The sequence below is a fragment of the Streptomyces sp. NRRL F-5123 genome, assembly GCF_000721495.1.
In the GTDB taxonomy this organism is placed as follows: Bacteria; Actinomycetota; Actinomycetes; order Streptomycetales; family Streptomycetaceae; genus Actinacidiphila.
The window spans coordinates 32,580-57,791 of the sequence record NZ_JOHY01000028.1 but is presented as its reverse complement, the minus strand read 5'-3'; the positions used below and the strand labels follow the sequence as shown (position 1 = coordinate 57,791).

22 protein-coding genes are annotated in these 25,212 nt (G+C 73.4%); 10 read left to right on the top strand and 12 right to left on the bottom strand.

All coding sequences use genetic code 11. The annotated features are described in order from the left end of the window. Positions 1–3: 3 nt before the first annotated feature. The 3 genes from IH54_RS0122175 (at position 4) to IH54_RS0122165 (ending at position 5,781) form a co-directional block, all read left to right on the top strand. Positions 4–1,671, top strand: a complete 1,668-nt coding sequence (locus IH54_RS0122175; RefSeq protein WP_031519505.1) for an LCP family protein — start codon at positions 4–6, stop codon at positions 1,669–1,671. 243 nt (positions 1,672–1,914) lie between these two features. Next, a complete protein-coding gene (locus IH54_RS0122170) occupies positions 1,915–3,642 on the top strand; it encodes an LCP family protein (RefSeq protein ID WP_031519502.1) in 1,728 nt (575 codons plus the stop codon). A 186-nt stretch (positions 3,643–3,828) separates the two neighbouring features. After that, entirely contained in the window at positions 3,829–5,781 is a 1,953-nt protein-coding gene (locus IH54_RS0122165) for an LCP family protein (protein WP_234343701.1), read from the top strand. A gap of 73 nt (positions 5,782–5,854) precedes the next feature. Here the strand turns inward: IH54_RS0122165 and IH54_RS0122160 are convergent, their stop codons facing one another. After that, positions 5,855–6,916 (bottom strand): glycosyltransferase family 2 protein, encoded by a 1,062-nt coding sequence (locus tag IH54_RS0122160; protein WP_052397737.1) that lies wholly within the window; start codon positions 6,914–6,916, stop codon positions 5,855–5,857. A 286-nt stretch (positions 6,917–7,202) separates the two neighbouring features. Between IH54_RS0122160 and IH54_RS0122155 the strand changes: the two genes are divergently transcribed. Next, positions 7,203–8,645, top strand: coding sequence for an LCP family protein (locus tag IH54_RS0122155; RefSeq protein WP_234343699.1), 1,443 nt, complete (start codon positions 7,203–7,205; stop codon positions 8,643–8,645). A 109-nt stretch (positions 8,646–8,754) separates the two neighbouring features. On the opposite strand, the gene IH54_RS0122150 is transcribed toward IH54_RS0122155, so the two are convergent. Beyond that, positions 8,755–9,228 (bottom strand): acyl-CoA thioesterase, encoded by a 474-nt coding sequence (locus IH54_RS0122150; protein ID WP_052397741.1) that lies wholly within the window; start codon positions 9,226–9,228, stop codon positions 8,755–8,757. A gap of 266 nt (positions 9,229–9,494) precedes the next feature. Between IH54_RS0122150 and IH54_RS0122145 the strand changes: the two genes are divergently transcribed. Next, complete coding sequence (locus tag IH54_RS0122145) at positions 9,495–10,742, top strand: LCP family protein (protein ID WP_420711793.1); 1,248 nt, start codon at positions 9,495–9,497, stop codon at positions 10,740–10,742. Positions 10,743–10,845: 103 nt separating this feature from the next. On the opposite strand, the gene IH54_RS0122140 is transcribed toward IH54_RS0122145, so the two are convergent. Together IH54_RS0122140 and IH54_RS0122135 are read right to left on the bottom strand one after the other, a co-directional pair. After that, complete coding sequence (locus tag IH54_RS0122140; protein WP_031519488.1) at positions 10,846–11,523, bottom strand: LAETG motif-containing sortase-dependent surface protein; 678 nt, start codon at positions 11,521–11,523, stop codon at positions 10,846–10,848. A 215-nt stretch (positions 11,524–11,738) separates the two neighbouring features. After that, positions 11,739–12,914: an acyl-CoA dehydrogenase family protein gene (locus tag IH54_RS0122135; RefSeq protein WP_031519486.1), complete on the bottom strand. Its 1,176-nt coding sequence runs from the start codon at positions 12,912–12,914 to the stop codon at positions 11,739–11,741. A gap of 230 nt (positions 12,915–13,144) precedes the next feature. On the opposite strand from IH54_RS0122135, the gene IH54_RS0122130 reads away from it, so the two are divergent. Next, positions 13,145–14,485 carry a UDP-glucose dehydrogenase family protein gene (locus tag IH54_RS0122130; RefSeq protein ID WP_031519484.1) on the top strand — a complete coding sequence of 447 codons (1,341 nt, stop codon included), beginning with the start codon at positions 13,145–13,147 and terminating at the stop codon, positions 14,483–14,485. 109 nt (positions 14,486–14,594) lie between these two features. Next, on the top strand, positions 14,595–14,966 hold the full coding sequence (locus IH54_RS0122125; RefSeq protein WP_031519481.1) for a VOC family protein: 372 nt from the start codon (positions 14,595–14,597) through the stop codon (positions 14,964–14,966). A gap of 54 nt (positions 14,967–15,020) precedes the next feature. Here IH54_RS0122125 and IH54_RS0122120 read toward each other — a convergent pair whose 3' ends face one another. The 3 genes from IH54_RS0122120 to IH54_RS0122110 form a co-directional block, all read right to left on the bottom strand. Then, on the bottom strand, positions 15,021–16,205 hold the full coding sequence (locus tag IH54_RS0122120; RefSeq protein WP_031519479.1) for a dipeptidase: 1,185 nt from the start codon (positions 16,203–16,205) through the stop codon (positions 15,021–15,023). A gap of 90 nt (positions 16,206–16,295) precedes the next feature. Beyond that, positions 16,296–16,853 carry a 5-(carboxyamino)imidazole ribonucleotide mutase gene (gene purE / locus IH54_RS0122115; RefSeq protein WP_031519477.1) on the bottom strand — a complete coding sequence of 186 codons (558 nt, stop codon included), beginning with the start codon at positions 16,851–16,853 and terminating at the stop codon, positions 16,296–16,298. Next, the gene (locus IH54_RS0122110; RefSeq protein WP_031519475.1) at positions 16,846–17,976 is read right to left on the bottom strand and encodes a 5-(carboxyamino)imidazole ribonucleotide synthase; all 1,131 of its coding nucleotides are present in this window, start codon (positions 17,974–17,976) and stop codon (positions 16,846–16,848) included. The genes purE and IH54_RS0122110 overlap by 8 nt, the downstream gene beginning before the upstream one ends. 197 nt (positions 17,977–18,173) lie before the next feature. On the opposite strand from IH54_RS0122110, the gene IH54_RS0122105 reads away from it, so the two are divergent. Beyond that, the gene (locus IH54_RS0122105; RefSeq protein ID WP_043181851.1) at positions 18,174–18,692 is read left to right on the top strand and encodes a GtrA family protein; all 519 of its coding nucleotides are present in this window, start codon (positions 18,174–18,176) and stop codon (positions 18,690–18,692) included. Between the two features lie 18 nt (positions 18,693–18,710). On the opposite strand, the gene IH54_RS0122100 is transcribed toward IH54_RS0122105, so the two are convergent. From IH54_RS0122100 to IH54_RS0122090, 3 genes are all read right to left on the bottom strand, one after another. After that, positions 18,711–19,976 (bottom strand): ATP-binding protein, encoded by a 1,266-nt coding sequence (locus IH54_RS0122100; protein ID WP_031519471.1) that lies wholly within the window; start codon positions 19,974–19,976, stop codon positions 18,711–18,713. Between the two features lie 12 nt (positions 19,977–19,988). After that, positions 19,989–20,663, bottom strand: a complete 675-nt coding sequence (locus IH54_RS0122095; protein WP_031519470.1) for a response regulator transcription factor — start codon at positions 20,661–20,663, stop codon at positions 19,989–19,991. Positions 20,664–20,789: 126 nt separating this feature from the next. Next, entirely contained in the window at positions 20,790–21,299 is a 510-nt protein-coding gene (locus IH54_RS0122090; RefSeq protein WP_078862430.1) for a carboxymuconolactone decarboxylase family protein, read from the bottom strand. Between the two features lie 47 nt (positions 21,300–21,346). Between IH54_RS0122090 and IH54_RS0122085 the strand changes: the two genes are divergently transcribed. Next, complete coding sequence (locus tag IH54_RS0122085) at positions 21,347–22,876, top strand: PLP-dependent aminotransferase family protein (protein ID WP_078862429.1); 1,530 nt, start codon at positions 21,347–21,349, stop codon at positions 22,874–22,876. A gap of 200 nt (positions 22,877–23,076) precedes the next feature. Here the strand turns inward: IH54_RS0122085 and IH54_RS0122080 are convergent, their stop codons facing one another. Together IH54_RS0122080 and IH54_RS0122075 are read right to left on the bottom strand one after the other, a co-directional pair. Further along, on the bottom strand, positions 23,077–23,574 hold the full coding sequence (locus IH54_RS0122080) for an ATP-binding protein (RefSeq protein WP_031519467.1): 498 nt from the start codon (positions 23,572–23,574) through the stop codon (positions 23,077–23,079). Positions 23,575–23,713: 139 nt separating this feature from the next. Further along, positions 23,714–24,082 (bottom strand): STAS domain-containing protein, encoded by a 369-nt coding sequence (locus IH54_RS0122075; protein ID WP_031519465.1) that lies wholly within the window; start codon positions 24,080–24,082, stop codon positions 23,714–23,716. Between the two features lie 268 nt (positions 24,083–24,350). Here IH54_RS0122075 and IH54_RS0122070 point away from each other — a divergent pair, with 268 nt between their 5' ends. Next, entirely contained in the window at positions 24,351–25,211 is an 861-nt protein-coding gene (locus IH54_RS0122070; protein ID WP_031519462.1) for an RNA polymerase sigma factor SigF, read from the top strand. Position 25,212 lies beyond the last annotated feature (1 nt).

Here is a 25,212-nt window from a genome sequence, read left to right as displayed (position 1 = left end):
ACCGTGAGCACCGAGGAGTCCGGGTACGTCGACCCGGCTGACCAGTGGGTGCTGGACCCGGAGACGGGGACGTACCAGCTACGGCTCGACGTACCGCAGCAGCCGTACCAGCCGCCGGAGCAGCAGGGGTTCGCGCCCGGCGGCGACACCTACGGGGGCGGCGGCCACGACGGCTACGGCTACGGCTACGGCGGGCAGCCGGTGGCCGCGGGGTACGGCGGCATGGCCGAGCCCCCCGCGCAGGACGCCTACCGTTCCCCCGAGCCGCCCGGCTACACCCCGTACGAGGTACCCGACGGGCCCGCGGCGTACGACGGCTACAGCGGCTACGACACCCCCGACGCCCCACCGGCGTACGGGGATTACCAGGCCCCCGGCGCCCCGGACGCCCCCGACGCGTACGACACCGGCACGCAGCCCCCCGCACCGGAGCGGACCGCGCCCACACCCGCACCGGCACCCGGCGGCAGGCGGGCGGCACGGGAGGCGCAGCGGCGCAGGCCCGCCGGACTGCCGCTCAAGGGCCGGCCCATGGTGTGGGGCGCGGCCGCGGCGGGCGCCGTGCTGCTGGTCGGCGGCATCGTCGGCGTCGCCACGCTCGGCGGCGGGGGCGGCGGCGCCATGCACACCGTCGACGTCGGCTCGGCCGGCAGCAAGGCCCCGACGCACACCGGTGCGATGAACGTCCTGCTGCTGAGCGCGCACCCCGCGGCGGGCTCCGCGGACTCCGCCGTGCTCGTGCACCTCGCGGCGGACCGCGGCAGCGCGACGGCGCTGGCGATCCCGTCCACCCTGCGCACGGACATCCCGGACTGCTCCGGCTCCGGCGGCACGGGCACGGTCGGCGGCGCCAAGGGCCAGCCGTTCTCGGCGGCCCTCGGCGGCGGGCGGGACGCGGGCTGCGCGCTGCTGACCGTACGGCAGCTCACCAAGCTCGCGGTCGACCACGTCGTGATGGTCGACTACACGGCGGCCAAGGGCGTGAAGGGTGTGGCCGCCGGCGACACCTGCGTCGACCGAACGGTCACGGTGCCGCGCACGCTGACCGCGCTCGCGAACCGCAAGCCCGGCGCCCTCACCGCGGACACCCCGATCGGCACCCCGGAGACGCTCAGCAACGTGGCCGCGGCGCTCGGCGCGATCGACCCGAAGAACACCACGTTCCTCACGCTGCCGGTCGTGAACGGCACGCCGGACCCGGACAGGGCACCGCAGGTCTACGCGCTGCTGGCCAACGACGTCTCGCTGACGGCGGCGCCGAAGCCGGCGGCGCCGGACCCGAAGCTGGTGGGGCCGAAGGCGGTGCCGCACGAGACCCGGGTGATCATCTACAACGGCACGGGCGTCTTCGGCGCGTCCCAGGACGTGCTGGCCTGGCTGCAGACCACCCAGGGCGTGGACCGCTCCACCAACGGCGGTGACGCGCACTCCAAGGCGGCGAGGACGACGCTGCAGTACGCCCCCAACCAGGCGGACCAGGCGCGGTCGCTCGCCGCGATGATGGGTCTGCCGGCCTCGGCCCTCGTCGAGGGGACGAAGGACGCGGCGCCGAAGGCCAACATGACGCTCACGCTCGGCGCCGACTACAGCGCGCCCGGCGTCCCGGTCGGCCCACCGACCTCGGCGCCCAAGGGCGTGACCACGACCCCGGGGACCTCCGCGCGCTGCTGAACGCGCCGGTCGCCGGGCGGCCGCGTCCTGGCGGGCACCGCAAGAGGTAGGCCTCGGACGCGAGTTCGGACATCCGGGTAAAGTCTGATGAAAAGCTCCCGAAAAGCCCTACCAATTGCGGCTACATTGCGGGCATTTGCCCGTTTCTTCGGGTAACGGATCTTCCCGTACACCCTGTTCGCGTCACCACAGGCGGCTACTGTAAGCGACTTGGCGGTTACCGGATGGAGGGCCCGAGCGACCGTGGACACGCAAGACCTGGGTGAGATCGATCCGGCGGACCACTGGCGGGCCGACCCGTCAGCGGGCCCCTACCGGCGGCGCCCCGCCGCCCCTGTGCCGGGCAGGCCGCGGGCCCGAGGCCTGCCGCGGCAGACCGGCCGGGCCGCGGGCGTCCCCGCGCGGCCCGCGGCGCCACCGGACCGGCTGCCGGGCCCGCGCGACCGCGGCCCGGCGGCGGCACCGCCCCGGCGCGGCGGACCGCGGCGGGGCAGGGGCGCGGCCGGCCGGGCCCGGTCCGGGCGGCTGTCGCGGCGCAGGAAGGCCCTCCTGTGGGTCGCCGCCTCGATGGGGCTGGTCCTGGTGATCGTCGGCGTCGGCGGCTACCTGGTCTACGAGCACTTCAACGCCAATCTGACCACCGTCGACGTCGGGGACGCGGGCAGCAAGGACGTACTCGGTGACGGCCCGCTCAACCTGCTGGTCATCGGCACCGACAGCCGCCAGGGCCTCGGCGGCAGGTACGGCGACCCGGACGACACCGGGCACGCGGACACCACGATCCTCTTCCACGTCTCGGCGGACCGCAGCAACGCGACGGCCATGAGCATCCCGCGCGACATCGTCACGTCCATCCCCGACTGCCCGACGCGGCAGCCGGACGGCACGGTCCGGACGATCCCCGGCGTCCCCGCGGGGCTGACCACGCCGAAGTTCAACGAGAGCCTGGGCGTCGCCGGCCGGGACCCGGGCTGCACGATGCGGGCCGTACGGCAGCTCACCGGCATCGCCGTCGACCACTTCATGATGGTGGACTTCGAGGCGGTCAAAACGCTGTCGACCGCGGTCGGCGGGGTGGACGTGTGCCTGGCCCGGCCGCTGGTGGACCCCAAGTCGCATCTGGACCTGACAGCGGGCAGGCACCGTATCGAGGGCGAGCAGGCGCTCCAGTTCGTCCGGACGCGGCACGCGCTGCGCAACCAGAGCGACCTGGACCGCATCAAGCTGCAGCAGCGCTTCCTGGCGGCCATGATCCGCAAGATCAAGTCCGGCGGCAGCCTGACCGACCCGCGCAAGCTCTTCACCCTCGCGGACGCCGCGACCAAGGCGCTCACCGTGGACAGGGCGATCGGCAGCGTCTCCCGGCTGACCAGCCTGGCCAGGGGGCTGTCCGGGCTGGACGCCAAGCACATCACATTCGTCACGCTGCCGGTCGTCGACAACCCCAACGAGCGCGTGCACGCCACCGTCGTCGTCGACCGCCCGCGCGCGCAGCGGCTGCTCACCCTCGTCAAGGACGACGTCTCGCTGAGCGGCCACAAGAAGAAGAGGCACCGGACCGACCCGAAGCTCGTGGGCCCCAAGGCCCCGGCGTCCGACGTCCGGGTGCGGGTCTACAACGGCAGCGGCATCCTCGGCGCCGCCCGCGGCACGGTTGACTGGCTGCGCGGCACCCAGGGCGTCGGCGGCCCCGCGAACGGCGGCAACGCCCCCGCCCCCGCCGCCCGCACCACGCTCGTCTACTCCCCCGAGCAGGCCGACCAGGCCCGTACGCTCGCGGCGCTGCTCGGGCTGCCCGGCTCGGCGCTGCGGCCCTCGCCGGGGACGTCCGCGGGCACGGACATGTCGCTCACCCTGGGCGCGGACTTCACCAGGGCCGGCGTGCCCGTCCCCGATCCGGACGCCGACGACCCGGACGACGACGCAGCCATGGACAGGACGCAGGCGGACGACGCGGCCTGCGTGAAATAGCTGCGCTCGGCCGGTGCAGCCCCTCTGCGGGACGGGTGACGTACCCCACGGCACCCCCGCGAAACCCTTCCGTGATCCATGTCGTGTTAACTCAGGGCCCGCGGATGCAACTCCGTACGCCCGGTCGCCGTCTGAGAGGAGGACGACCGAGTTCCGACCGGACAGGGATAGGGGGAGGGTTCACTCATGCGAGACGGGGGAATGGGTGGTGGCGGCCAGGGGGCCGTGCCGAACCCCGGTGACCTCGGCTGGGACGAGGGACTGTACCGGGACGGCCCGCAGCCGTACCCGCCGCAGCAGCCCGCGCCCGGCCGGCAGCAAGGGCAGGTGCCGGGCCCGCGCGGCCCGTACGGCCCCGGTCAGGGTCACGCCCCCGGCCAGGCGCCCGGCCGCATACCCGGCCAGGGCCCCGGCCCCGGCCGTATACCCGGCGGCATACCCGGCAGCCGCGACGGGCGTGACGGCTACGACGACGGCTACCGCGGCCCCGGCGGGGACGACGACGGCTACGGGGGCCACGGCGGCGACGGCCCCGGCGGCATCCCGGAGGAATCCCCCGCGGGGCCCGGCCACCGCGGCAGCGGCCACCGCAGGGGCGGCCCGCGGCGCAAGCAGCGCAGCCGCAAGCGCAAGGTGCTGCGCTGGACGGCGATCGGCCTCGCGGTCGTGGTGCTCGGCACCGCGGGCGCGGCGTACGGCTACTACGAGTACCTGTCCTCCAAGATCCGCAAGGGTGAGCGGATCAGCGGCAAGACGACCGTGAAGAAGCCCAAGGCCAACGCCAACGGCACCTCCGCGATGAACATCCTGATCCTCGGCTCCGACAGCCGGCTCAGCGACGAGGACAAGAAGCTCGGCGGCGCCGCCGACAGCTCGGGCGCCCGCGCGGACGTGATCATGATCGCGCACCTGTCGGCGGACCGCAGCAACATGTCGGTCGTGAGCATCCCGCGCGACACCCGGGTGAACATCCCCGAGTGCGAGGACTCCAAGACCCACAAGAAGTACCCGCCGGTCAACACGATCATCAACGCGTCGCTGGGCCGCGGCGGCCCGGGCTGCACGCTCGCGACCGTGCAGAACCTGACGAACATCTACATCGACCACTGGCTGACGATCGACTTCGGCGGCGTGGTGAAGATGGCGGACGTGGTCGGCGGCGTCGAGGTGTGCGTCCAGCACAGTGTCTGGGACCGCCCCACCAAGTACATCAAGCACGGCGGCTCGGGCCTGAAGCTCACCAAGGGCAAGCACGTCATCCAGGGCAAGCAGGCCCTGCAGTGGCTGCGCACGCGTGACGCCTTCGGCTCCGACGCCGGCCGCGCCGAGGCCCAGCACATGTACATGAGCTCGCTCATCCGCACGCTGCGCGGCCAGAGCCTCTTCACCAACCCGGGCCGGCTCAACAAGATCGCCAGCACGGCGATGGACGCCTTCCAGGTCTCCGACGAGATCGGCACCCCGAAGAAGCTCTACGACCTCGGCATGGAACTCAAGAGCATTCCGCCGGACCGGATGACGATGCTGACCATGCCGCACATCGCCGACCCCGAGGCCCCGGAGGCGCACTACCTCCCGGCCGAGAACGCGAGCACGGTGTGGACGCTGGTGCGCAACGACGTCGCCATGGACGCCAACGGCAAGGCCAAGACGCCCGGCACCGCGAGCGCGAGCCCGAAGCCGACGACCGAGTCCGGGCCTCCCGCGGCGGCGCCGGCGGCCGTCCCGGTCTCGGTGGTCAACGGCACGGCGGGCACCGAGGGCAAGCAGGCGGTCGACCACCGCGCGACCGACATCGCGACGGCGCTCAAGACGGCGGGCTTCACCCAGGCCGCGCCGAGCAAGCACGCGGTCCCGAGCCCCGGCACCTCGGTCGTCTACCCGGCGGCCGACGGCGACCAGGGCAAGGCGGACGCCACGTCGGTCGCCAAGGCGCTGAAGATCCCGGTCAGCAACGTCAAGCCCTCCCCCACCGCGCAGACGGTCACCGTCACGGTGGGCGCGGACTGGACCAAGGGCACGGACTACAGCGCGACGCTGCCGAAGGCGGGCGGCGTGCCCGACAACGCCGACGCGGTGAACGGTGCCGACGACAGCAAGTGCATGCCGATCCAGCCGATCTACCGCTGGGCCGGCTGAGCCGGCCGTACGCGCATGTGCGGGGGGCCCGCCGGAAGCTTCCGGCGGGCCCCCCGCACATGCGCGTACGGTGTCACGCGTCCGCGGGCGCGGACTCCTGCGCGGCGGCCCGGACGGCGGGGCGGCGGCTCGCGATGACCCGGCGGGCCAGCGAGCGCGGGCTGGTCAGGAAGCCGTAGCCCCAGCACATGTGCATGGTGGCCAGCGCGAGCGGGATGCGCAGCCGGGCAGCCGCGGACAGGCCCTTCCCGGCCGGCAGCGAGCCGACGGTGATCGCGGCGAGGTAGCCGGCGGGCACCACGAGCGCCCACGGGGTGAGTGCGGCGCCGACGACGATCCCCGCGGCGTTGGCCAGCAGCGCGGCGGGCGCGGCCAGGTAGCGCAGGTTGACCGAGCCGCGGTGGTAGCGGGCGACCACCCGGCGCCACCGCCCGTAGTCCTTGTACTGCTTGGCCAGGGCGCGCACGCTGGGCCGCGGCCGGTAGGAGACGCGCAGCTCGGGCGAGAACCAGATGAGGTGGCCGGCCTCCCGGATGCGGTAGTTCAGCTCCCAGTCCTGGGCGCGGACGAACTCCACGTTGTAGCCGTCCTGCTGCTCCAGCACCTCGCGCCGGAAGACGCCGAGGTAGACGGTGTCCGCGGGGGCGGCTGCGCCGCCGGTGTGGAAGGCTGCGTTGCCGACGCCGATCTTCGCGGTCATGGCCGCGGCGACGGCCTCCTCCCAGGCGTTCTCGCCCTCGGCGTGCATGATGCCGCCGACGTTGGCCGCGCCCGTCTCGTCGAGCAGCCGGACGGCGGTGGCGATGTAGTCGGGCGAGAGCATGCCGTGCCCGTCGACGCGCACCACGACCGGGTGACGGGAGGCCTTGATCGCGGCGTTCAGCGCGGCGGGGGTGCGCCCGGTCGGGTTGGGCACCGTGTGGACCCGCAGGTCCTCGGCGACCAGCTCGGCGGCGATGGCGTCGGTCCGGTCGGTCGACGGGCCCAGCGCGATGACGACCTCCAGCTCCCCCGGGTAGTCCTGCTCCAGGATGTGCCGCACGGAGTTCCGCAGATGCCGCTCCTCGTTGAGGACCGGCATGATCACGGACACTGCCGGGAGCGCGGGGTCGGGGGACGTGTTCACGGCGTTCATGGCGGCAAACGTTACCGCCAACGGGGGACCCCAGCGCGTGGGGGCAAGGCTTACTGTCCTATTTATCCCTAGCCTGAACGGGTCCTGCCGCCCGTATCGCTGGGGAGGGATTCCCGTGCCGCCGACCAGCCGACACCCCGCCACCGTCCTACGGCCGCAGCCAGGACGGGGGGACGGGCGGGGGGCGGCGCCCGGAGCGCCCCGGAGGCCCACGGCGCGGGGCGGAAGGCCCGCGCGGCGCGGGCGCCCCGGCCGGCGGCCGCCGATCCGGCTCAGCACCCGGATCGTGGGCGGGCTCGCGGTGCTGGTCATCACCGTGAGCGGGGTGGGCCACACGGTCGCCGCCTCGGTGAGCGGTGCGATCGGCCGGGTGGACGCGTTCGGCGGCATGCAGGGCCGGCCGAACGGCAGCAAGGGCACGAACTTCCTGCTGGTCGGCACCGACGGGCGGGACGGCCTCGCGCCGGGCCAGAAGCAGGCCTATCACCTGGGCGGAGCGCCCTGCCACTGCACCGACACGATCATGCTCGTGCACCTGTCGCAGGACCGCTCGCGGGCCGGCGTGGTGAGCATCCCGCGCGACACCTACGTCCTGCTCCCCTCCCCCGCCACCGCCTCCGGCACCGGCCCGCCGCGCGACCCGGCCCGGGCGGCGCGGTCCGGAGACGCCGGCGACCCGCGGCCGCCCGCCGCCCCCGCCGCGACGCACCCCGCCAAGCTCAACCAGGCCTACGCGCAGGGCGGCCCCAAGCTCACCGTGCAGACCGTGGAGCAGCTCACCGGCGTGCACGTCGACCACTACCTGGAAGTGGACTTCACGAGCTTCATGAAGACCGTGGACGTGCTCGGCGGCGTCCCGGTGTGCACCTCCAAGCCGCTCAAGGACGCCTACTCGGGCCTGAACCTGCCGGCGGGCACCACCGTCCTCAACGGCGGGCAGGCGCTCCAGTACGTGCGCTCCCGGCACACCGACCCGGCCGCCGACCTCGGGCGGATGCAGCGCCAGCAGCGTTTCGTCGCCCAGGTGGTGGGCAAGATCACCAGCGAAGGCGTGCTCACCGACCCGCTGCGGCTGAGCAAGGTCGTCTCCACGGTGCTCGGCTCGGTACGCGCCGACCAGGGCCTGGACACCGGTGACATGGTCGGGCTGGCCCGCGCGATGAAGGGCTTCTCGCCGCGCTCGTCGGAATTCGCCACCGTTCCGCTGAGCAGCAGCAGCGTCGAGGTCCCCGGCCTGGGCTCCACGGTGCGCTGGGACGCCGCGAGGGCCGGAAAGCTCTGGGCCGACATCCGGGCGGACCGGCCGCTCACCGCGCCCCGCCCGGCGCATCCCGCCACGCCCGCCGGGACACCCGTCGCGGTGGACCCGGCGACGGTACGGGTCGCGGTGGAGAACGGCACCGATGTGCCGGGCCTTGCCGGGGACACGCAGCGGGCTCTGCACGCCACCGGCTTCGCCACCACCGGCACGCCGACGACGGCGCACAGCCACGTGGCGCACACGGTCGTCCGCTTCGACCCGCGGTGGGGCGACTCGGCGAAGGCGCTCGCCGTGGCGCTGCCCGGCACGCAGCTGGTGCCCGTGCCGAAGCTGGGCCAGGTGCTGAGGGTGACGCTGGGGCCGGACTTCGCGCTGGCCCGGGTGCGGCCGGTCACCGCCCCCCCGCCGGACCCGGGGACGCGCCCGCAGGACGGCGCGCTCACCGGCGACCGGGTGGGGTGCGCGTGACGGGCTGAGGGCGAGGCCCGCGGCCTCGGCGGTACGCCGGGAGCCCCGGTCGGCCGCCCGGGTCGGTCGCCGGCGCGGGTACGCCAGGAGCCCGGCTCGGACGCCCGGCTCAGTCGTCCAGCGCGTCCGCGGCGGCACGCTCGCGGCGCAGCTCCAGGATGGCCTCGCGGCGGGCCAGCCGGTGGGTGCGCCGGATCTCGGCCTCCTGGCAGCGGCGCCGGTCGTCCGCCGTCTCGGGCAGCACGGGCGGTACGAGGCGCGGGCGGCCCTCGGCGTCCACCGCCACGAAGACCAGATACGCGCTCGCGACCTGCTTGGCGGGCCGCCCCGCCTCGTTCCAGCGCTCGGCGACGACCCGGACGCCGACCTCCATGGAGGTCCTGCCGGACCAGTTGACCTGGGCCTTCACCTGGAGCAGGTCACCGACCCTGACGGGTTCGAGGAAGGCCATCTCGTCCATCGCGCCGGTGACCGCGGGACCCTCGGAATGCCGCCCGGCGACCGCGCCCGCCGCGTCGTCGACGAGCTTCATCACGACCCCGCCGTGCACGGTGCCCAGCAGGTTGGTGTCGTGCGCGCTCATGATGTGCGACAGGGTGATGCGGGCGGCGGACGTCGGCTTGCCGGGCAGGACCGGGAGCGGCGGTATGCCTGCGGTCCCCCCGGCACCCCGCGCGACCTGCGGCGGGGCGGGCGGCTCGGGGGTTCCGGAGCCCTCGGATACGTGGATCATGCCACCACTGTATGTCCGTCACGAAACGGCTGCGGCTCGTGGCCGAATGCATCGGGTCTGCTACAGAACCGCCCTGGATTCAGGGTCCCACGCCGCTCCCGGGCACACTGGCCGACATGAGTGGGATGAACGGTTGGAGCGATGAGACCGAGCAGCGCCGGCGCAGCGAGCCGCCGCTGCCGCCCGAACTGTCGCCGCGCCGGGCCGCCGCCGCGGGCGGGGTCCCGCCGCAGCCGACCCGCACCCCGCAGCGCGGCGACCGGCTGCCGCCGGGCGCGATCCCGCGGCCGTCAGGACCGCCGGACGGCGGCGGCTACGGCCCGCCGTCCACCGGTGACGGCGGCTCGGGGAGCGGGCCGCGCGGCCGGCTGGGCTGGATAACCAGGCGCCGGGTCGGCTACACCGCACTCGGCCTGGTCGTGGTGCTGATCGTGGTGTCGGTGTCCACCTACTTCTGGGCCGACGGCAAGGTGCGGCGCGAGGTCGACCTGAGCAAGGTCGAGGACCGGCCGGCCGCGGGCAAGGGCACCAATTACCTGATCGTCGGCTCGGACAGCCGGGAGGGGCTGACCAAGGCGGACGAGAAGGACCTGCACACCGGCGCCGCCGAGGGCCGGCGCACCGACTCGATGATGATCCTGCACACCGGCAGCAACGGCACCACGATGCTCAGCCTGCCGCGCGACTCCTACGTGACCATCCCCGCCTTCACCGGCCAGCGCACCCACAAGCGCTACCCCGCCTCGCAGCACAAGCTCAACAAGGCCTACGCCGACGGCGGCCCCGAGCTGCTGACCCGGACCGTCGAGTACAACACCGGCATCCACATCGACCACTACGCCGAGATCGGCTTCGCGGGCTTCGTCAACCTGGTCGACGCGCTCGGCGGGGTGACGATCCACCTGGACAAGCCGCTGGTCGACAAGGCGTCGGGCGCCGACTTCCCGGAGGCCGGCGACGTCAGGATGAACGGCAAGCAGGCGCTGACCTTCGTCCGCGAGCGGCACCAGGAGGCCGACCAGGACCTCGGCCGGATGCGGCACCAGCAGCAGTTCCTGTCGGCGATCGCCCACCAGGCGGCCTCGCCGTGGACGATCCTCAACCCGTTCAAGCTCTACCCGGTGATCGGCTCCGGCCTGGACACCCTCATCGTCGACAAGGACATGAGCCTGCGGAACCTCGCGTCGATGTTCTTCGCGATGAAGGGCGTCAGCGGCGGCGACGGCCAGTCCCTGACCGTGCCGATATCCAACGCGAACTTCCAGACCGCGAGCGACGGCGACGCCGTGAAGTGGGACATGACGAAGGCCAAGGCCCTCTTCGGCGAGCTGCAGAACGACGACAAGGTGACCGTCACCAAGTAGCACCGCGCCGCGCCCGCGAGCGGCCCGGCGACCGTACGCGACAGCCCCGGACCCCGTCCTGCGACGGAGGGTCCGGGGCTGCGGCGTGTGCTGCCGGGTGGCGTCAGTTGTGCGCGGCGGGCTTGCGGCGGCGCATGAAGAAGACGGTGCCACCGCCGGCCACGACGAGCGCGGCGGCGACGCCGGCGATCATGCCGGTGTTGCTGCCGCCACCGGTCTCGGCCAGGTTGGACTGGCCGCCCGCGGCCGGCTTCGGCGCGTTGGTGTCGTCGACCGCGGCGGCCGGCGCGGTGGTGGTCGCGGTCGGCGCGGCCGAGGCACTGTCGGTCGGCGTGGGCGCGGCGCTGGTCGAGGGCGACGGGTTGCCGCCGCCCTGCTCGGGCGCGGTGCAGGCCTCGGCCGGTGCCGTCACGCCGCCCTGGACGTCCTGGTCGAGGACGTACTTGGGAGCGGTGCCGGCCTTCACGTGCACCGTGTAGGTCGTACCCGCCTTCCAGTCGAACGGGACGTTGACGGTGTTCTCGGTGTGCCTGGCCTCGAACGTCGTCGTGGCGACCACGGTGCCGTTGTCCAGGACGGTGACCGTCGCAGGCTGCGAGTGGTCGAGGTCGGTGATGTCGAAGGAGGCCTTGCCGGTCCCCTTGTCACAGCTGGCCTTGGCGCTGAACTCGCCGATGTTGCACGCGAACGCGCTGCCTGCAACGCCGAGCGCCAGAGCGGCTGCGGCGGAGGCGACGCCGATGGATCGCACCGCTATGGCGGTGCGGCGGTTTATGGACACGTCTTCCCTTCACGGGATCGGATCACAAGCGCGGTGTGAGGCCGGTCAGCTGCTACGACGGCCCCCCGTCCGGCTGATGGCTTCCACAGCTCTACAAGTCCTCGCACAGCCTTGTCAATTGATCGCAAACCGACCACAACTCGACCCCAGACGCACAAAGAGCACCCGGGCAGGGTGCTCTTCACGCCTCTCACGCAACGGCTGTTACAGAGTTGCTACGCGGGCAGGTTCCGCGCCATGACGATCCGCTGGACCTGGTTGGTGCCCTCGTAGATCTGGGTGATCTTGGCGTCGCGCATCATGCGCTCGACCGGGTAGTCGCGTGTGTAGCCGTATCCGCCGAGGAGCTGGACCGCGTCGGTGGTGATCGACATGGCCACGTCGGAGGCGTAGCACTTGGCGGCGGCGCCGAAGAAGGTGAGGTCCTCGTCCTTGCTGCCTGCCGAGGCACGCTCGGAGCGGGCCGCGGCGGAGTAGGTGAGCTGGCGGGCGGCCTCGAGCTTCATGGCCATGTCGGCGAGCATGAACTGGATGCCCTGGAATTCGGCGATCGCCTTGCCGAACTGCTTGCGCTCGGCCACGTAGCCCTTGGCGTAGTCGAGGGCGCCCTGGGCGATGCCGAGGGCCTGGGCGGCGATGGTGATGCGGGTGTGGTCCAGGGTGCGCATCGCGGTCGCGAACCCGGTGCCCTCGGCGCCGATCATGCGGTCGGCTGGGATGCGGACGTTGTCGAGGTAGACCTCGCGGGTCGGCGAGCCCTTGATGCCGAGCTTCTTCTCCGGGGCACCGAAGGAGACGCCCTCGTCGCCCTTCTCCACCACGAAGGCGGAGATACCCTTGGAGCGCTTGTCGGGGTCGGTCACGGCCATGACCGTGTAGAAGTCGGAGACCCCGGCGTTGGTGATCCAGCGCTTGACGCCGTTGAGGACGTAACTGTCGCCGTCGCGCACCGCGCGGGTCTTCATGCCCGCCGCGTCCGAGCCCGCCTCGGGCTCCGACAGGGCGTAGGAGAACATGCCCTCCTTGCGGGCGAGCGCGCCGAGGTAGCGCGCCTTCAGCTCCTCGGAGCCGGACAGCTGCACGGGCAGCGAGCCGAGCTTGTTGACCGCCGGGATGAGTGAGGAGGACGCGCAGACCCGCGCCACCTCCTCGATCACGATGACGGTCGACAGCGCGTCGGCGCCGGCCCCGTCGTACTCCTCGGGCACATGGACGGCGTGCAGGTCGTTGGCCTCCAGCGCGTCCCTGGCCTCCTGCGGGAAGCGGCCCTGCTCGTCCACCTCCGCGGCGAAGGGCGCGATCTTCGCCTCGGCCAGCGAGCGCACGGCGTCCCGCAGCATGTCGTGCTCTTCGGAGGTCCGGAAAAGGTCGAAGTCGGAGGATCCGGCCACAGAGTCTCACTCCCCGAGTGCTAATTACCGTTAAGTAACCTGATTGGTCCTACGATCCTAGGGCCGGGCCCGCAGCCCGGCGTACGTGACCTTCACGACAGCACAAGGCCACCACCGCGCCACTTACCCGTTCCTGGCTCGCGCCACTCGGGGCGCTGGAGTGAGGAAGCAGGAAGGAGGGCCGGTCACACCCCTCTTTCGGCCGGGGCGGTGCCGACTATGCTCGGCCCATGCCTCTCAAGCTGACCGTGATCGGCACCGGATATCTCGGTGCCACGCATGCCGCGGCCATGGCCGAACTCGGTTTCGACGTACTCGCGCTCGACATCGACCCGCGCAAGATCGAGCTGCTCGCGCAGGGCCGGGTACCGATGTTCGAGCCCGGCCTGGAGGACATGCTGGCCCGGCACGTGGCCGGTATCGAGGGGTCCAGCGGGCGGCTGCGCTTCACCATGTCGTGGGAGGAGGTCGCCGACTTCGGCGACGTGCACTTCGTGTGCGTCAACACCCCGCAGAAGCAGGGCGAGTACGCGTGCGACATGAGCTACGTGGAGAGCGCCTTCGGGCAGCTGGCGCCGCTGCTGCGGCGGCCCGCGCTGGTGGTGGGCAAGTCCACGGTGCCGGTGGGCAGCGCGGAACGGCTCGCGGAGACGCTGACCGCCCTCGCGCCGGCCGGCGAGGACGTCGAGCTCGCCTGGAACCCGGAATTCCTCCGTGAGGGCTTCGCGGTGCAGGACACCCTGCACCCGGACCGGATCGTGGTCGGGGTGCGCAGCGAGCGCGCGGAGAATCTGCTGCGGGAGGTTTACGCGACGCCCGTGGCAGAAGGCACGCCGTTCGTCGTCGCGGACTATCCCACCGCGGAACTGGTCAAGACCGCGGCCAACGCCTTCCTCGCCACCAAGATCTCCTTCATCAACGCGATGGCCGAGGTCAGCGAGGCGGCCGGGGGCGACGTGGCCGTGCTCGCCGAGGCGATCGGCTACGACGACCGGATCGGCGCCAAGTTCCTGCGGGCCGGCATCGGCTTCGGCGGCGGCTGCCTGCCCAAGGACATCCGCGCCTTCATGGCCCGGGCCGGCGAGCTGGGCGCCGACCAGGCGCTGACCTTCCTGCGCGAGGTCGACTCGACCAACATGCGGCGCCGCACCCAGATGGTGGACATGGCCCGCGAGGCGCTGGGCGGCGGCTTCCTGGGCCGCCGGGTCGCGGTGCTCGGCGCCACCTTCAAGCCGGACTCCGACGACGTGCGGGATTCGCCCGCGCTCAACGTCGCCGGCCAGATCCACCTCCAGGGCGGCCAGGTCACGGTCTACGACCCCAAGGGCATGGAGAACGCCCGTCTGCACTTCCCCACCCTCGGCTACGCCCCCAGCGCGCAGGACGCGGTCCGCGGCGCCGACGTGGTGCTGCACCTGACCGAGTGGCGGGAATTCCGCGAGCTGGACCCGGCCGCGCTCGCCGAGCTGGCGCGCGGCCTCGTCGTGCTGGACGGCCGCAACACCCTGGACGCCGCGCTGTGGCGCAAGGCCGGCTGGACGTACCGCGCGATGGGCCGCCCGAACGCGTAGTGCCGCACGGCCTTCGCAGGCTGTCGGTGGGTGCCGGTGGGTGCCGTCATGATGGTTCGGGTCGGCGCCGCCCGGGCCCGGGCGGCGACACCTGATGAAAGGACCCGCCATGATCGGCCGGCTGATCTCCGTCGTCCTGGACTGTCCCGACCCCGCCGCGCTCGCCGCCTTCTACGCCGAGGTGCTCGGCGGCGAGGTGGAGGCCGAGGACGAGACGTGGGTCGACCTAAAGAACGCGGACGGCGCGGACCTGTCCTTCCAGCGCGCGACGGACTTCCGGCCGCCGGCCTGGCCCGACCCGGAGCGCCCGCAGCAGTTCCACCTGGACGTGCGGGTGCCGCGTGCCGAGATGGACGAGGCCGAGCGCAAGGTCCTCGCACTCGGCGCCACCCTGCTGCAGGACGACCTCGGCGGCTCCCGCAACTGGCGCGTCTACGCCGACCCCGCCGGGCACCCGTTCTGCCTCTGCGCGGCCGGCTGAGCGGCGCGCGAGGGGGCGCGGGCCGTTGCCCCGTACCCCCTCCGCCGCCGGCGGTCAGCCGTCGAGCTGGGCCGGGGTCGCCGCGGAGGGGCCGCGGCGGGCCTGGATCGAGGTCGCGGCGGATTCCGCGTCGCGCAGCACCCGCACCGCGTTGCCCCAGGTCAGCTTGGCGAGGTCGGCCTCGGACCAGCCGCGCCGCAGCAGCTCGGCGACGAGCCGCGGGTAGCCGCTGACGTCGGCCATGTCCTGCGGGGTGAAGGCGGTGCCGTCGTAGTCGCCGCCGAGACCGATGTGGTCGACGCCGGCGACCTCGCGCATGTGGTCCAGATGGTCGGCGACGGTCGCCGCGGTCGCCATGGGCCGCGGGTGCGCGGCCTCGAAGGCGTGCTGCACGGCCATTCCCGCGGGGGTGGTGTCCAGGTGGTGCAGGCCGTGGTCGCGCATGTTGGCGTCGGCCGCGAGCGTCCACTCGATGGCCGCGGGCAGCACGAACTTCGGCACGAACGTGGCCATGGCCACGCCGCCGTTGCCGGGCAGGGCCGCGAGGACGTCGTCGGGGATGTTGCGGACGTGGTCGCACACCGCACGGGCCGAGGAGTGCGAGAAGATCACCGGCGCCTCGGCCACGCGCAGCGCGGCGTGCATGGTGTCGGCGGAGACATGGCTGAGGTCCACCAGCATGCCCAGCCGGTTCATCTCCCGGACGACCTCCTCGCCGAAGGCGGTCAGGCCCCCCGCGGCGGGCTCGTCGGTCGCCGAGTCCGCCCACGCGGTGTTGGTGTTGTGGGTGAGCGTCATGTAGCGCACCCCGAGCGCGTGGAAGGCCCGCAGGACGCCCAGCGAGTTGTCGATACTGTGCCCGCCCTCGGCGCCCATCAGCGACGCGACACGACCCTGCGCGCGGGCCTTCTCCATGTCGTCGGCGGTCAGCGCGAGGGCCAGGTCCTCGGGGTAGCGCTCGGTCAGCCGCCGGACGACGTCGATCTGCTCCAGCGTCGCGGTGACGGCGTCCGCCCCGGCCAGCTCGACCGACACGTACACCGACCAGAACTGCCCGCCCACGCCGCCGGCCCGCAGCCGCGGCAGGTCGGTGTGCAGCAGGCCGCTCTGGTCGGCCGAGACGTCCAGCCGGTCCAGGTCGTAGGCGACGTGCTCGCGCAGTGCCCACGGCAGGTCGTTGTGCCCGTCGACGACGGGGTGGGCGGCGAGCAGGTCACGGGCGCGGGCGAGGTAGTCCATACCGGCACCTTATGCGGGGCGGTGCCGTACGACCCGGGAAGGCCCCGGCCGCCGGCCGCCTGCTCCTGCTCCCGTCCGCGCCCCCCGCTGCTACTGCCCGAAGCCGAAGCCGCCCGTGCCCTGTACCTTGCCGCGCAGCCGGCGGCCCTTCTCGGTGGCCTGGTCGTTGAGGGACTGCTGGAAGTCGCGCATCCGGTCCTGCAGCTCCGCGTCGTGCGCGGCCAGGATGCGGACGGCGAGCAGTCCGGCGTTGCGGGCGCCGGCCACCGAGACGGTCGCGACGGGCACACCGGCCGGCATCTGCACGATCGACATCAGCGAGTCCATGCCGTCCAGGTACTTCAGCGGCACCGGCACGCCGATGACCGGCAGCGGGGTGACGGACGCGAGCATGCCCGGCAGGTGGGCGGCACCGCCCGCGCCCGCGATGATCGCCTTGAGCCCGCGCCCGGCGGCCTGCTCGCCGTACGCGATCATCTCGCGCGGCATGCGGTGCGCCGAGACGACGTCGACCTCGAAGGGGACGCCGAACTCCTCGAGCGCCCCGGCGGCGGCCTCCATGACCGGCCAGTCGGAGTCCGAGCCCATGACGATGCCGACCGCGGGCCCCGCGGTGCTCCGGCCGGGCGTGGCGGGCGCTTCACTCATCGATCGTCCCTCGCAGGTAGTCGGCCGCGTGCCGCGCGCGCTCGCGCACCGCGCGCAGGTCGGTGCCGTAAGCGGTGACGTGGCCCACCTTGCGGCCGGGCTTCACGTCCTTGCCGTACATGTGGATCTTCAGGCCCGGGTCGCGGGCCATGCAGTGCAGGTAGCCCGCGTACATGTCGGGGTAGTCGCCGCCCAGGACGTTGGCCATGACCGTCCAGCGGGCGCGCGGGCGCGGGTCGCCCAGCGGCAGGTCGAGCACCGCGCGCAGGTGGTTGGCGAACTGCGAGGTGGCGGCGCCGTCGATGGTCCAGTGGCCGCTGTTGTGCGGGCGCATCGCGAGCTCGTTGACGAGGATCGCGGGCTTCCCGTCCGGGCCGCGGGTCTCGAACAGCTCGACCGCGAGGTGGCCGACGACGCCCAGCTCGCGCGCAACCGTCAGCGCGAGCTGCTGCGCCTGCGCCGACAGCTCCTCCGGCAGGTCGGGCGCGGGCGCGACCACGGTGTCGCACACGCCGTCCACCTGCACCGACTCCACCACCGGATAGGCCACGGCCTGCCCGTGCGGGGAGCGCACGACGTTCGCGGCCAGCTCGCGCACGAAGTCGACGCGCTCCTCGGCGAGCACCGCGACGCCCGCCTTGAAGGCGTCCGCCGCGTCGGCCTCGGAGCGCACGAACCACACGCCCTTGCCGTCGTAGCCGCCGACCACGGTCTTCAGCACCACCGGGTAGCCGCTGCCCTCCGCGGCGAAGCGGGTGACGTCCGCGGGGGCGGCGACGATGCGGTTGCGCGGGCAGGGGACGCCGATCTCGGCGAGCCGGGTGCGCATCACGCCCTTGTCGTGCGCGTGCAGCAGCGCGTCCGGGCCGGGCCGGACGACGACGCCCTCCGCCTCCAGCACCCGCAGGTGCTCGCCGGGGACGTGCTCGTGGTCGAAGGTGATCACGTCGCAGCCGCGGGCGAACGCGCGCAGGGTGTCGAGGTCGCGGTAATCACCGACCGTGACGTCGGAGACGACCTGCGCCGCCGAGTCCTGCGGGGTGTCACTGAGGATCCGGAACCTGATGCCGAGCGGGATTCCCGCCTCGTGCGTCATACGGGCGAGCTGGCCGCCGCCGACCATGCCGACTACGGGGAATGTCACGATGCGTCCTGCCGTGGTGCGCGGGGGCGGATCCCCCGGGGTGGGCTCTACCAGGGTATCTGCCGTGCGACGGGCGCCCGCACGCCGGACGGCCCCCCGGTGGCCCGAGGTCGCCCGTTAGCATGAGGACACACACCCGTCACCACGACCCCCACAGACAGGGCCGAGCGATCACCATGACCGGAATCAACGCCCTGCGCGCCCAGCTGGCGCTGATGTACCGCGAGATCGTGAAGTTCGGCGCGGTGGGCGGGGCCGGCCTGCTCGTGAACTTCGGCGTGTACAACCTGCTGCGGCATCTCACCGGCCTGCAGACCGTGCGCGCGAGCGTCCTCGCGACCCTGGTGTCGATCGTCTTCAACTACGTGGGGTTCCGCTACTTCACCTACCGCGACCGCGACCGCGAGGGCCGCGCCCGCGAGATGGCGCTCTTCCTCGCCTTCAGCTGCGTGGGCCTGGTGATCGAGAACGGCATCCTGTACGTGGCGACGTACGGCTTCCACTGGGACAGCACGCTGCAGAGCAACATCTTCAAGTTCCTCGGTGTGGGCCTGGCCACGCTCTTCCGCTTCTGGTCCTACCGCACCTGGGTCTTCCGGGCCGTGCCCGCGAAGAAGGCGATGGCCGAGACGGTGGAGGAGGCCGAGTCGCTGCTGGCCGAGGGCACCGAGGGCGGGGCGCGCTCGGCGCGCTGACCGCCGCGGCCCCGGGGCTCAGCTCACGATGTCCTCACGCGGCGGCGGGGGCTGCATCTCGCGGGCCAGGAAGAGCGCGAAGACCGGCGGGCGCTGCTGGAGCAGTTCGAGCCGCCCGCCGTCCGCCTCGGCGAGGTCGCGGGCCAGGGCGAGGCCGAGGCCGGTGGAGTTGCGGCCGCTGACGGTGCGCTCGAAGACCCGCGCTCCCAGGTCCGGCGGCACCCCGCGGCCCTCGTCGGTGACCTCGACGACGGCCTGGTTGCCGGTCACCCGGGTGCGCAGGGCGACCGTGCCCGCGCCGTGCATGAGGGAGTTCTCGATGAGGGTGGCCAGCACCTGCGCCACCGCGCCGGGCGTGCCGACCGCCCGCAGCCCCGGGGTGCCGGAGCGGACGATGGTGCGCCCCTCGCTGCGGTAGGCCGGACGCCACTCCTCCAGCTGCTGCTTGATGACCTCGTCGAGGTCGAAGTAGACCGCCGAGCCGGTACGCGGGTCGCGGGCGTTGGTGAGCAGCCGCTGCACCACGTCGGTCAGCCGCTCGACCTGGCCGAGCGCGATCGACGCCTCCTCCTTGACCGTCCCCTGGTCGTCGGTGGCGATGATCTCCTCCAGCCGCATCGACAGCGCCGTCAGCGGCGTGCGCAGCTGGTGCGAGGCGTCGGAGGCGAGCCGCCGCTCGGCGGTGAGCATCCGCCCGATGCGCTCGGCGCTGGCGTCCAGCACGTCGGCGATACGGTCCAGCTCCGGCACCCCGTAGCGGCGGTGGCGAGGGCGCGGGTCACCCGAGCCGAGGCGCTCCGCGGTCGCGGCCAGGTCGCTGAGCGGGCTCGCGAGCCGCCGCGCCTGCCACACGGCGAGTCCGACCGCGGCCAGCACGGCGAGCAGCGCGACGGCCAGTATCACCAGCACGTTGCGCCAGATCTCGCGGGTCACCGTGGTACGCGACTGCTCCACGGTGACGGACTCACCGTGGTCGCCGCGCTGGGTGGACGCGATGGCGTCGCCGCGCGGGCGCTTGCCGAGCGGGACGGGCGGGCGGCCCGGCACCCGTACGACGGCGTAGCGGTCCGCGGCGATCTGCCGGTCCAGGCCCTTGGCGTCGATGCTCTCGCCGGCCAGGATGCGGTTCTCCACGATCCCGACCAGCCGCACCGCCTCGGACTCGACGCCGTCCCGCGCGCTGCTCTCGATGGTGCGCGTCTCCACCAGGACCAGGGACAGCCCGAAGACGGCGATGACGGCCAGCACCACGGCGAGCGTGGAGGAGATGAGACGGCGGCGCACGGGTGCCGCGCGTCAGTTCTTCTCGAACCGGAAACCGACCCCGCGCACCGTGGAGATGTACCGCGGGTTCGCCGCGTCGTCGCCGAGTTTCTTGCGCAGCCAGGAGATGTGCATGTCCAGCGTCTTGGTGGACGACCACCACGTGGTGTCCCACACCTCGCGCATCAGCTGCTCGCGGGTCACCACCCGGCCGGCGTCCCGGACCAGCACCCGCAGCAGGTCGAACTCCTTGGCGGTGAGCTGGAGTTCGTCGTCGCCCATCCAGGCGCGGTGCGACTCGACGTCGATCCGCACGCCGTGCGTCGGGGCCTGCGCGGGCTCGGTCGTGCCGCGCCGCAGCAGCGCCCGGACGCGGGCCAGCAGTTCGGCGAGGCGGAAGGGCTTGGTCACGTAGTCGTCCGCGCCGGCGTCGAGCCCGACGACGGTGTCGACCTCGTCGGCGCGCGCGGTCAGGACCAGCACCGGAAAGGTGTGGCCCTCGGTACGCAGCCGCCGGCACACCTCCAGGCCGTCCATCCCGGGCAGGCCCAGATCGAGCACCACCAGGTCGACGGCGCCCAGCAGCGCCGTCTCCAGCGCGCCGGGTCCGTCCTCGCGCACCTCGACCTCGTAGCCCTCGCGGCGCAGGGCGCGCGCGAGGGGTTCCGAGATGGATGCGTCGTCCTCGGCCAGAAGTACGCGGGTCATGGGCTTGATGGTAGTCCGCACCCCGGGGGCGCGAGGGGGTGGTACACCGGCCGCCCCGCCCGCCCGGCGCACGGTCCCCGTACCGTCCCCGCGCCGGGCGTGGCAGCGGCCCCGGAGGTACCGGGGTCAGGCACCCAGCGGCCAGGGGCGTGCGGTGGCGCCGAGCCTGTTCCAGGCGTTGATGACGGTGACGGCCCAGATCAGTTCGGCGAGCTGGGTCTCCTCGAACTCGGCGGCCGCGCGCGCGAAGACCTCGTCGGAGACATGGCCGTCGGCGAGCCGGGTGACCGCCTCGGTCAGCTCCAGCGCGGCCCGCTCGCGCGCGGTGAAGAACGGCGTCTCTCGCCACACCGGCAGCGCGTACAGCCGCCGCTCGCTCTCGCCGCCCTCCCGGGCGTCCTTCGCGTGCGTGTCGACGCAGTAGGCGCAACCGTTGAGCTGCGAGGCGCGGGCCCGCACCAGCTCCAGCAGCGGGGCCTCCAGGCTGACCTCGCGGGCGGCGGCGTCCAGCGCGTTCATGGCGCGGTTGACGTGCGGGACGAGGCTGTCGACGGCGAGCCGGACAGCGGGGACGACGGGCGCGGACGCGGGGGTGGTGGCGGGGGTGGTGGCGGGGGTGACGGTCTCAGTGCTCATGACGTCGACGGTAGGCGTGCAGTGGATCCAGGATAAGGTCCACTTCCATGAACGAATCCTGGCCCACTTCGGGGTTTGAGAAGGAATCCGGCGCAGAGGCGGAGCCGGGCGCGGGACGCGGTACGGGCCGGGGAGCGGGCGCCGGTGAGGCGTGGGCGGCCGGGGTCGATCTGCACCTGGACCTTGCGGCGGGCGGCGGGGCGTACGGGCGGCGCGCGGCGCTGGAGCGGGCACTGCGCGAGGCGGTGCGCGCGGGGCGGCTCGGGCCGGGGAGCCGGCTGCCGTCGAGCCGCCGGCTGGCCGCGGAGACGGGGCTGTCGCGCGGCACGGTCAAGGCCGCGTACGACCAGCTGACCGCCGAGGGCTATCTGACCGCCCGGCAGGGCTCGGGCACGGTGGTCGCGGGCCGCCCGCAGGGCCCGCGGGACGCGCCGCCAGGGCGCTCCGCGGCGGCGCCCCGGCCGCGCCACGACCTGCGGCCGGGCAGCCCCGACGTGACCGCCTTCCCGACCGCGGCCTGGCTGCGCGCCACCCGCCGCGCCCTGGCCGCCGCCCCGTCCACGGGCTACGACTACGGCGACCCGCGCGGCGCCGCGGAGCTGCGCACCGCGCTGGCCGGCTACCTCGGGCGGACCCGCGGGGTCGCCGCGGACCCGGAGCGGATCGTGGTCGTCTCCGGCTACGTGCAGGGGCTCGCGCTGCTGACCCGGGTGCTGGGTGCGGTCGACGGGCGGGCCGGCGGGCCCGCGGTGGGCATGGAGGACCCGGGGCTGCCCTTCCACCGTGAGGTGGTGCGGCGCTCCGGCGGGCGGGTGGTGCCGCTGCCGGTCGACGCGTCGGGCGCGCGGCTGCCGGACGGCGCGGACGCGCTCGACGCGGTGGTGGTCACGCCCGCGCACCAGTACCCGACGGGCGTCCCCCTGCACCCGGACCGGCGGCACGCGCTGACCGCCTGGGCGCGGCGGACCGGCGGCCTGGTCGTGGAGGACGACTACGACGGCGAATTCCGCTTCGACCGGCAGCCCGTGGGCGCCGTGCAGGGCACCGCACCCGAGCAGGTGGTCTACCTGGGCACGGCGTCCAAGACGCTCGGACCCGCCCTGCGGCTCGGCTGGATGGTGCTGCCCGCGCACCTGGTGGAGACGGTCGCGCAGGCCAAGCTCTACAGCGACTACCACACCGGCACGGTCGGCCAGTTGGCGCTCGCGGACATGATCACCGGTCATTCCTACGACCGGCACGTGCGCGCCGCCCGGCTGCGCTACCGGCGCCGCCGGGATCTGCTGGTGGCCCGGCTCGCGGGCGGCGCGGCGGGCGGGGTCCGCGGGGGCATCGAGGTGCGCGGGGTCGCGGCGGGCCTGCACGCGCTGGTGGGCCTGCCGCCGCAGGGCCCCGGCGAGGCGGAGGTGCTGCGCGCGGCGGCCGCGCAGGGGCTCGCGGTCGGCGCGCTGGGCGAGCACTGGCACACCCCTGAGGTCCCGGGCCGCCCGCAGGGCCTGGTCGTCGGCTACGGCACGCCCGGCGAGGGCGGCTACCCCGCGGCCCTGGACGCCCTGGCCCGCGCGCTGCGGGTGTGACGGCGCGGCATATTGCCACGCCGTGGCACACGGCAACGCCGTGGCAGACGGCCGGGTCGGGGCCGCAGCCCCGGGGGCGTGACGGCGGTACGGGCAGCGGCGCGGTGGACGGGCGCGGACCGGGAACGTAAAAAAGCCGCGGGACGGCGGGGGCCGGCGGTGGCGGGGGGATGGAAACCCGGGTATTGCCGCGTCGAGGGTCAGTCGGGGGCGGCGAGTTCGGCCCAGACGGTCTTGCCGGGGCGGTCGGCGTTGCGGATGACGCCCCAGTCGAGGCACAGGCGCTGGACGATGAACATGCCGTGGCCGCCGGGGCGGCCGGCGCGGTGCGGGGTGCGCGGGGCGGGGTCGCCGGGGCCGCCGTCGACGACCTCCAGGCGCAGCGACTTGAGGCTCCGGCGCAGCAGCAGTTCCTCGGGGCCGCCGGCGTGCAGGCAGGCGTTGGTGACCAGTTCGGACACCACGAGGAGGACGTCCTCGGCGGCTGCCCTGCGGTCGCCGGTGGCGGCGGGCAGCCAGCCCCAGTCGTGCAGCGCCTGCCGGGTGAAGTCCCTGGCCCGGGGTACGATCCCGCTCTCGTCGGTCAGCGGCAACCGCCGCGCGTTGTCGGGGTCCACGGTGCCCGTACCCCCGTCCCGGCCGGTTGTGCCCGTCTCCGGACCGTGGTCACCCGCGGCGTAGGGCCGGGTCGTGCTCATCAAGGCCTCACCTCACGGATGTACGTCTGGGTCCGTCCTGTCTTCTGCCCGAAGGATCTCCCGGAACACGTCCGGGGTCCAGGAAAGCTCGGGTGCCGTACGGCAACCCGTCGCGCCCGTCGTCCTCGGCCGCCCCGCCCTACTCGCGGAGCGCCTGGTCCAGTGTCTCGTGCAACGTGAACACCACGTCGGCGCCGGTGATCTCCAGCACCCGGGCGACGGTCGGCCGCATCGCGGCCAGGTGCACCGCGCCGCCCTGCGCCTCGGCCTTCAGCCGCGCGCTCAGCAGCACGTTGAGCCCCGTCGAGTCGCAGAACTCCAGCTGCGAGCAGTCGACCACCAGGCGCCGGGCACCTGCGTCGATGGCCGCGTCGAGCGGCTCGCTGAGCAGGTCCGCGGTGTGGTGGTCCAGCTCGCCCGCAGGCGTGAAGACCGCCGTGCGGTCATGCTGCGCGACCTCGACCCGCAACCGGCCGAGACCTGCGGTGCCGACCGCTTCGCGGTCCATGTGCGCTCCTTCGCCCTACGTGGTGACGCGGTTGACGACCCTACGCGTTTCCCCGGTGGTACGGTAGTCGGCCGTCCTCGCGGGCGCACCACCGTACGGGACGGCACGGGGGGTTTACGCACGATGACGTGGTACATGCACAGCGTGCGCACCCAGAGTCGGACAAAACGCCCGGGACGGACGTAGAACTTGCGACGCCCCGGACAACAGGCGTAGGGGTGGAGGTACGGCAGAGGCACAGCCGACCGCCGCACGCAAGGAGGAGCAGATGGCACCCCGGCTCGGCCTGGATCACGAGAACCCTGCGCTGGAGCAAAGCGAGGGGCTTGAGGGGCTCCCGGACATCCCCCCCTACGACGAGATCGGACCGGTCGACGCGCGCGCCCTGTCCAAGACCCTCTTCGCCCGCCTGCACGGCCTGGAGGAAGGCACGCAGGAATACGCATACGTCCGCAACACCCTGGTCGAACTCAACCTCGCGCTGGTCAAGTTCGCCGCGGCGCGCTTCCGCACCCGCAGCGAGCCGATGGAGGACATCATCCAGGTCGGCACGATCGGTCTGATCAAGGCGATCGACCGCTTCGAGCTGAGCCGCGGGGTGGAGTTCCCGACCTTCGCGATGCCGACGATCGTCGGCGAGATCAAGCGCTTCTTCCGCGACACCAGCTGGTCGGTGCGCGTCCCGCGGCGCCTCCAGGAGCTGCGGCTCGACCTCGCGAAGGCGGGCGACGAGCTGGCCCAGCGGCTGGACCGCACGCCCACCGTGCGCGAGCTCGCCGAGCGGCTGGACCTCCCCGAGGAGGAGGTCATCGAGGGCATGGCGGCGAGCAACGCCTACACGGCCAGCTCGCTGGACGCCCAGCCCGCCGAGGACGACCCGGAGGGCGCGCTCGCCGACCGGATCGGCTACGAGGACCACGACCTGGAGGGCGTCGAGTACGTCGAGTCGCTCAAGCCGCTGATCGCCGGGCTGCCGCAGCGCGACCGGGCCATCCTGGCACTGCGCTTCGTCGGCAACCTCACGCAGGCCGAGATCGGCGAGGAGCTGGGCATCTCGCAGATGCACGTGTCGCGGCTGCTCACGCGCACGCTGTCACGGCTGCGCCGCGGGCTGCTCGTCGAGGAGTAAC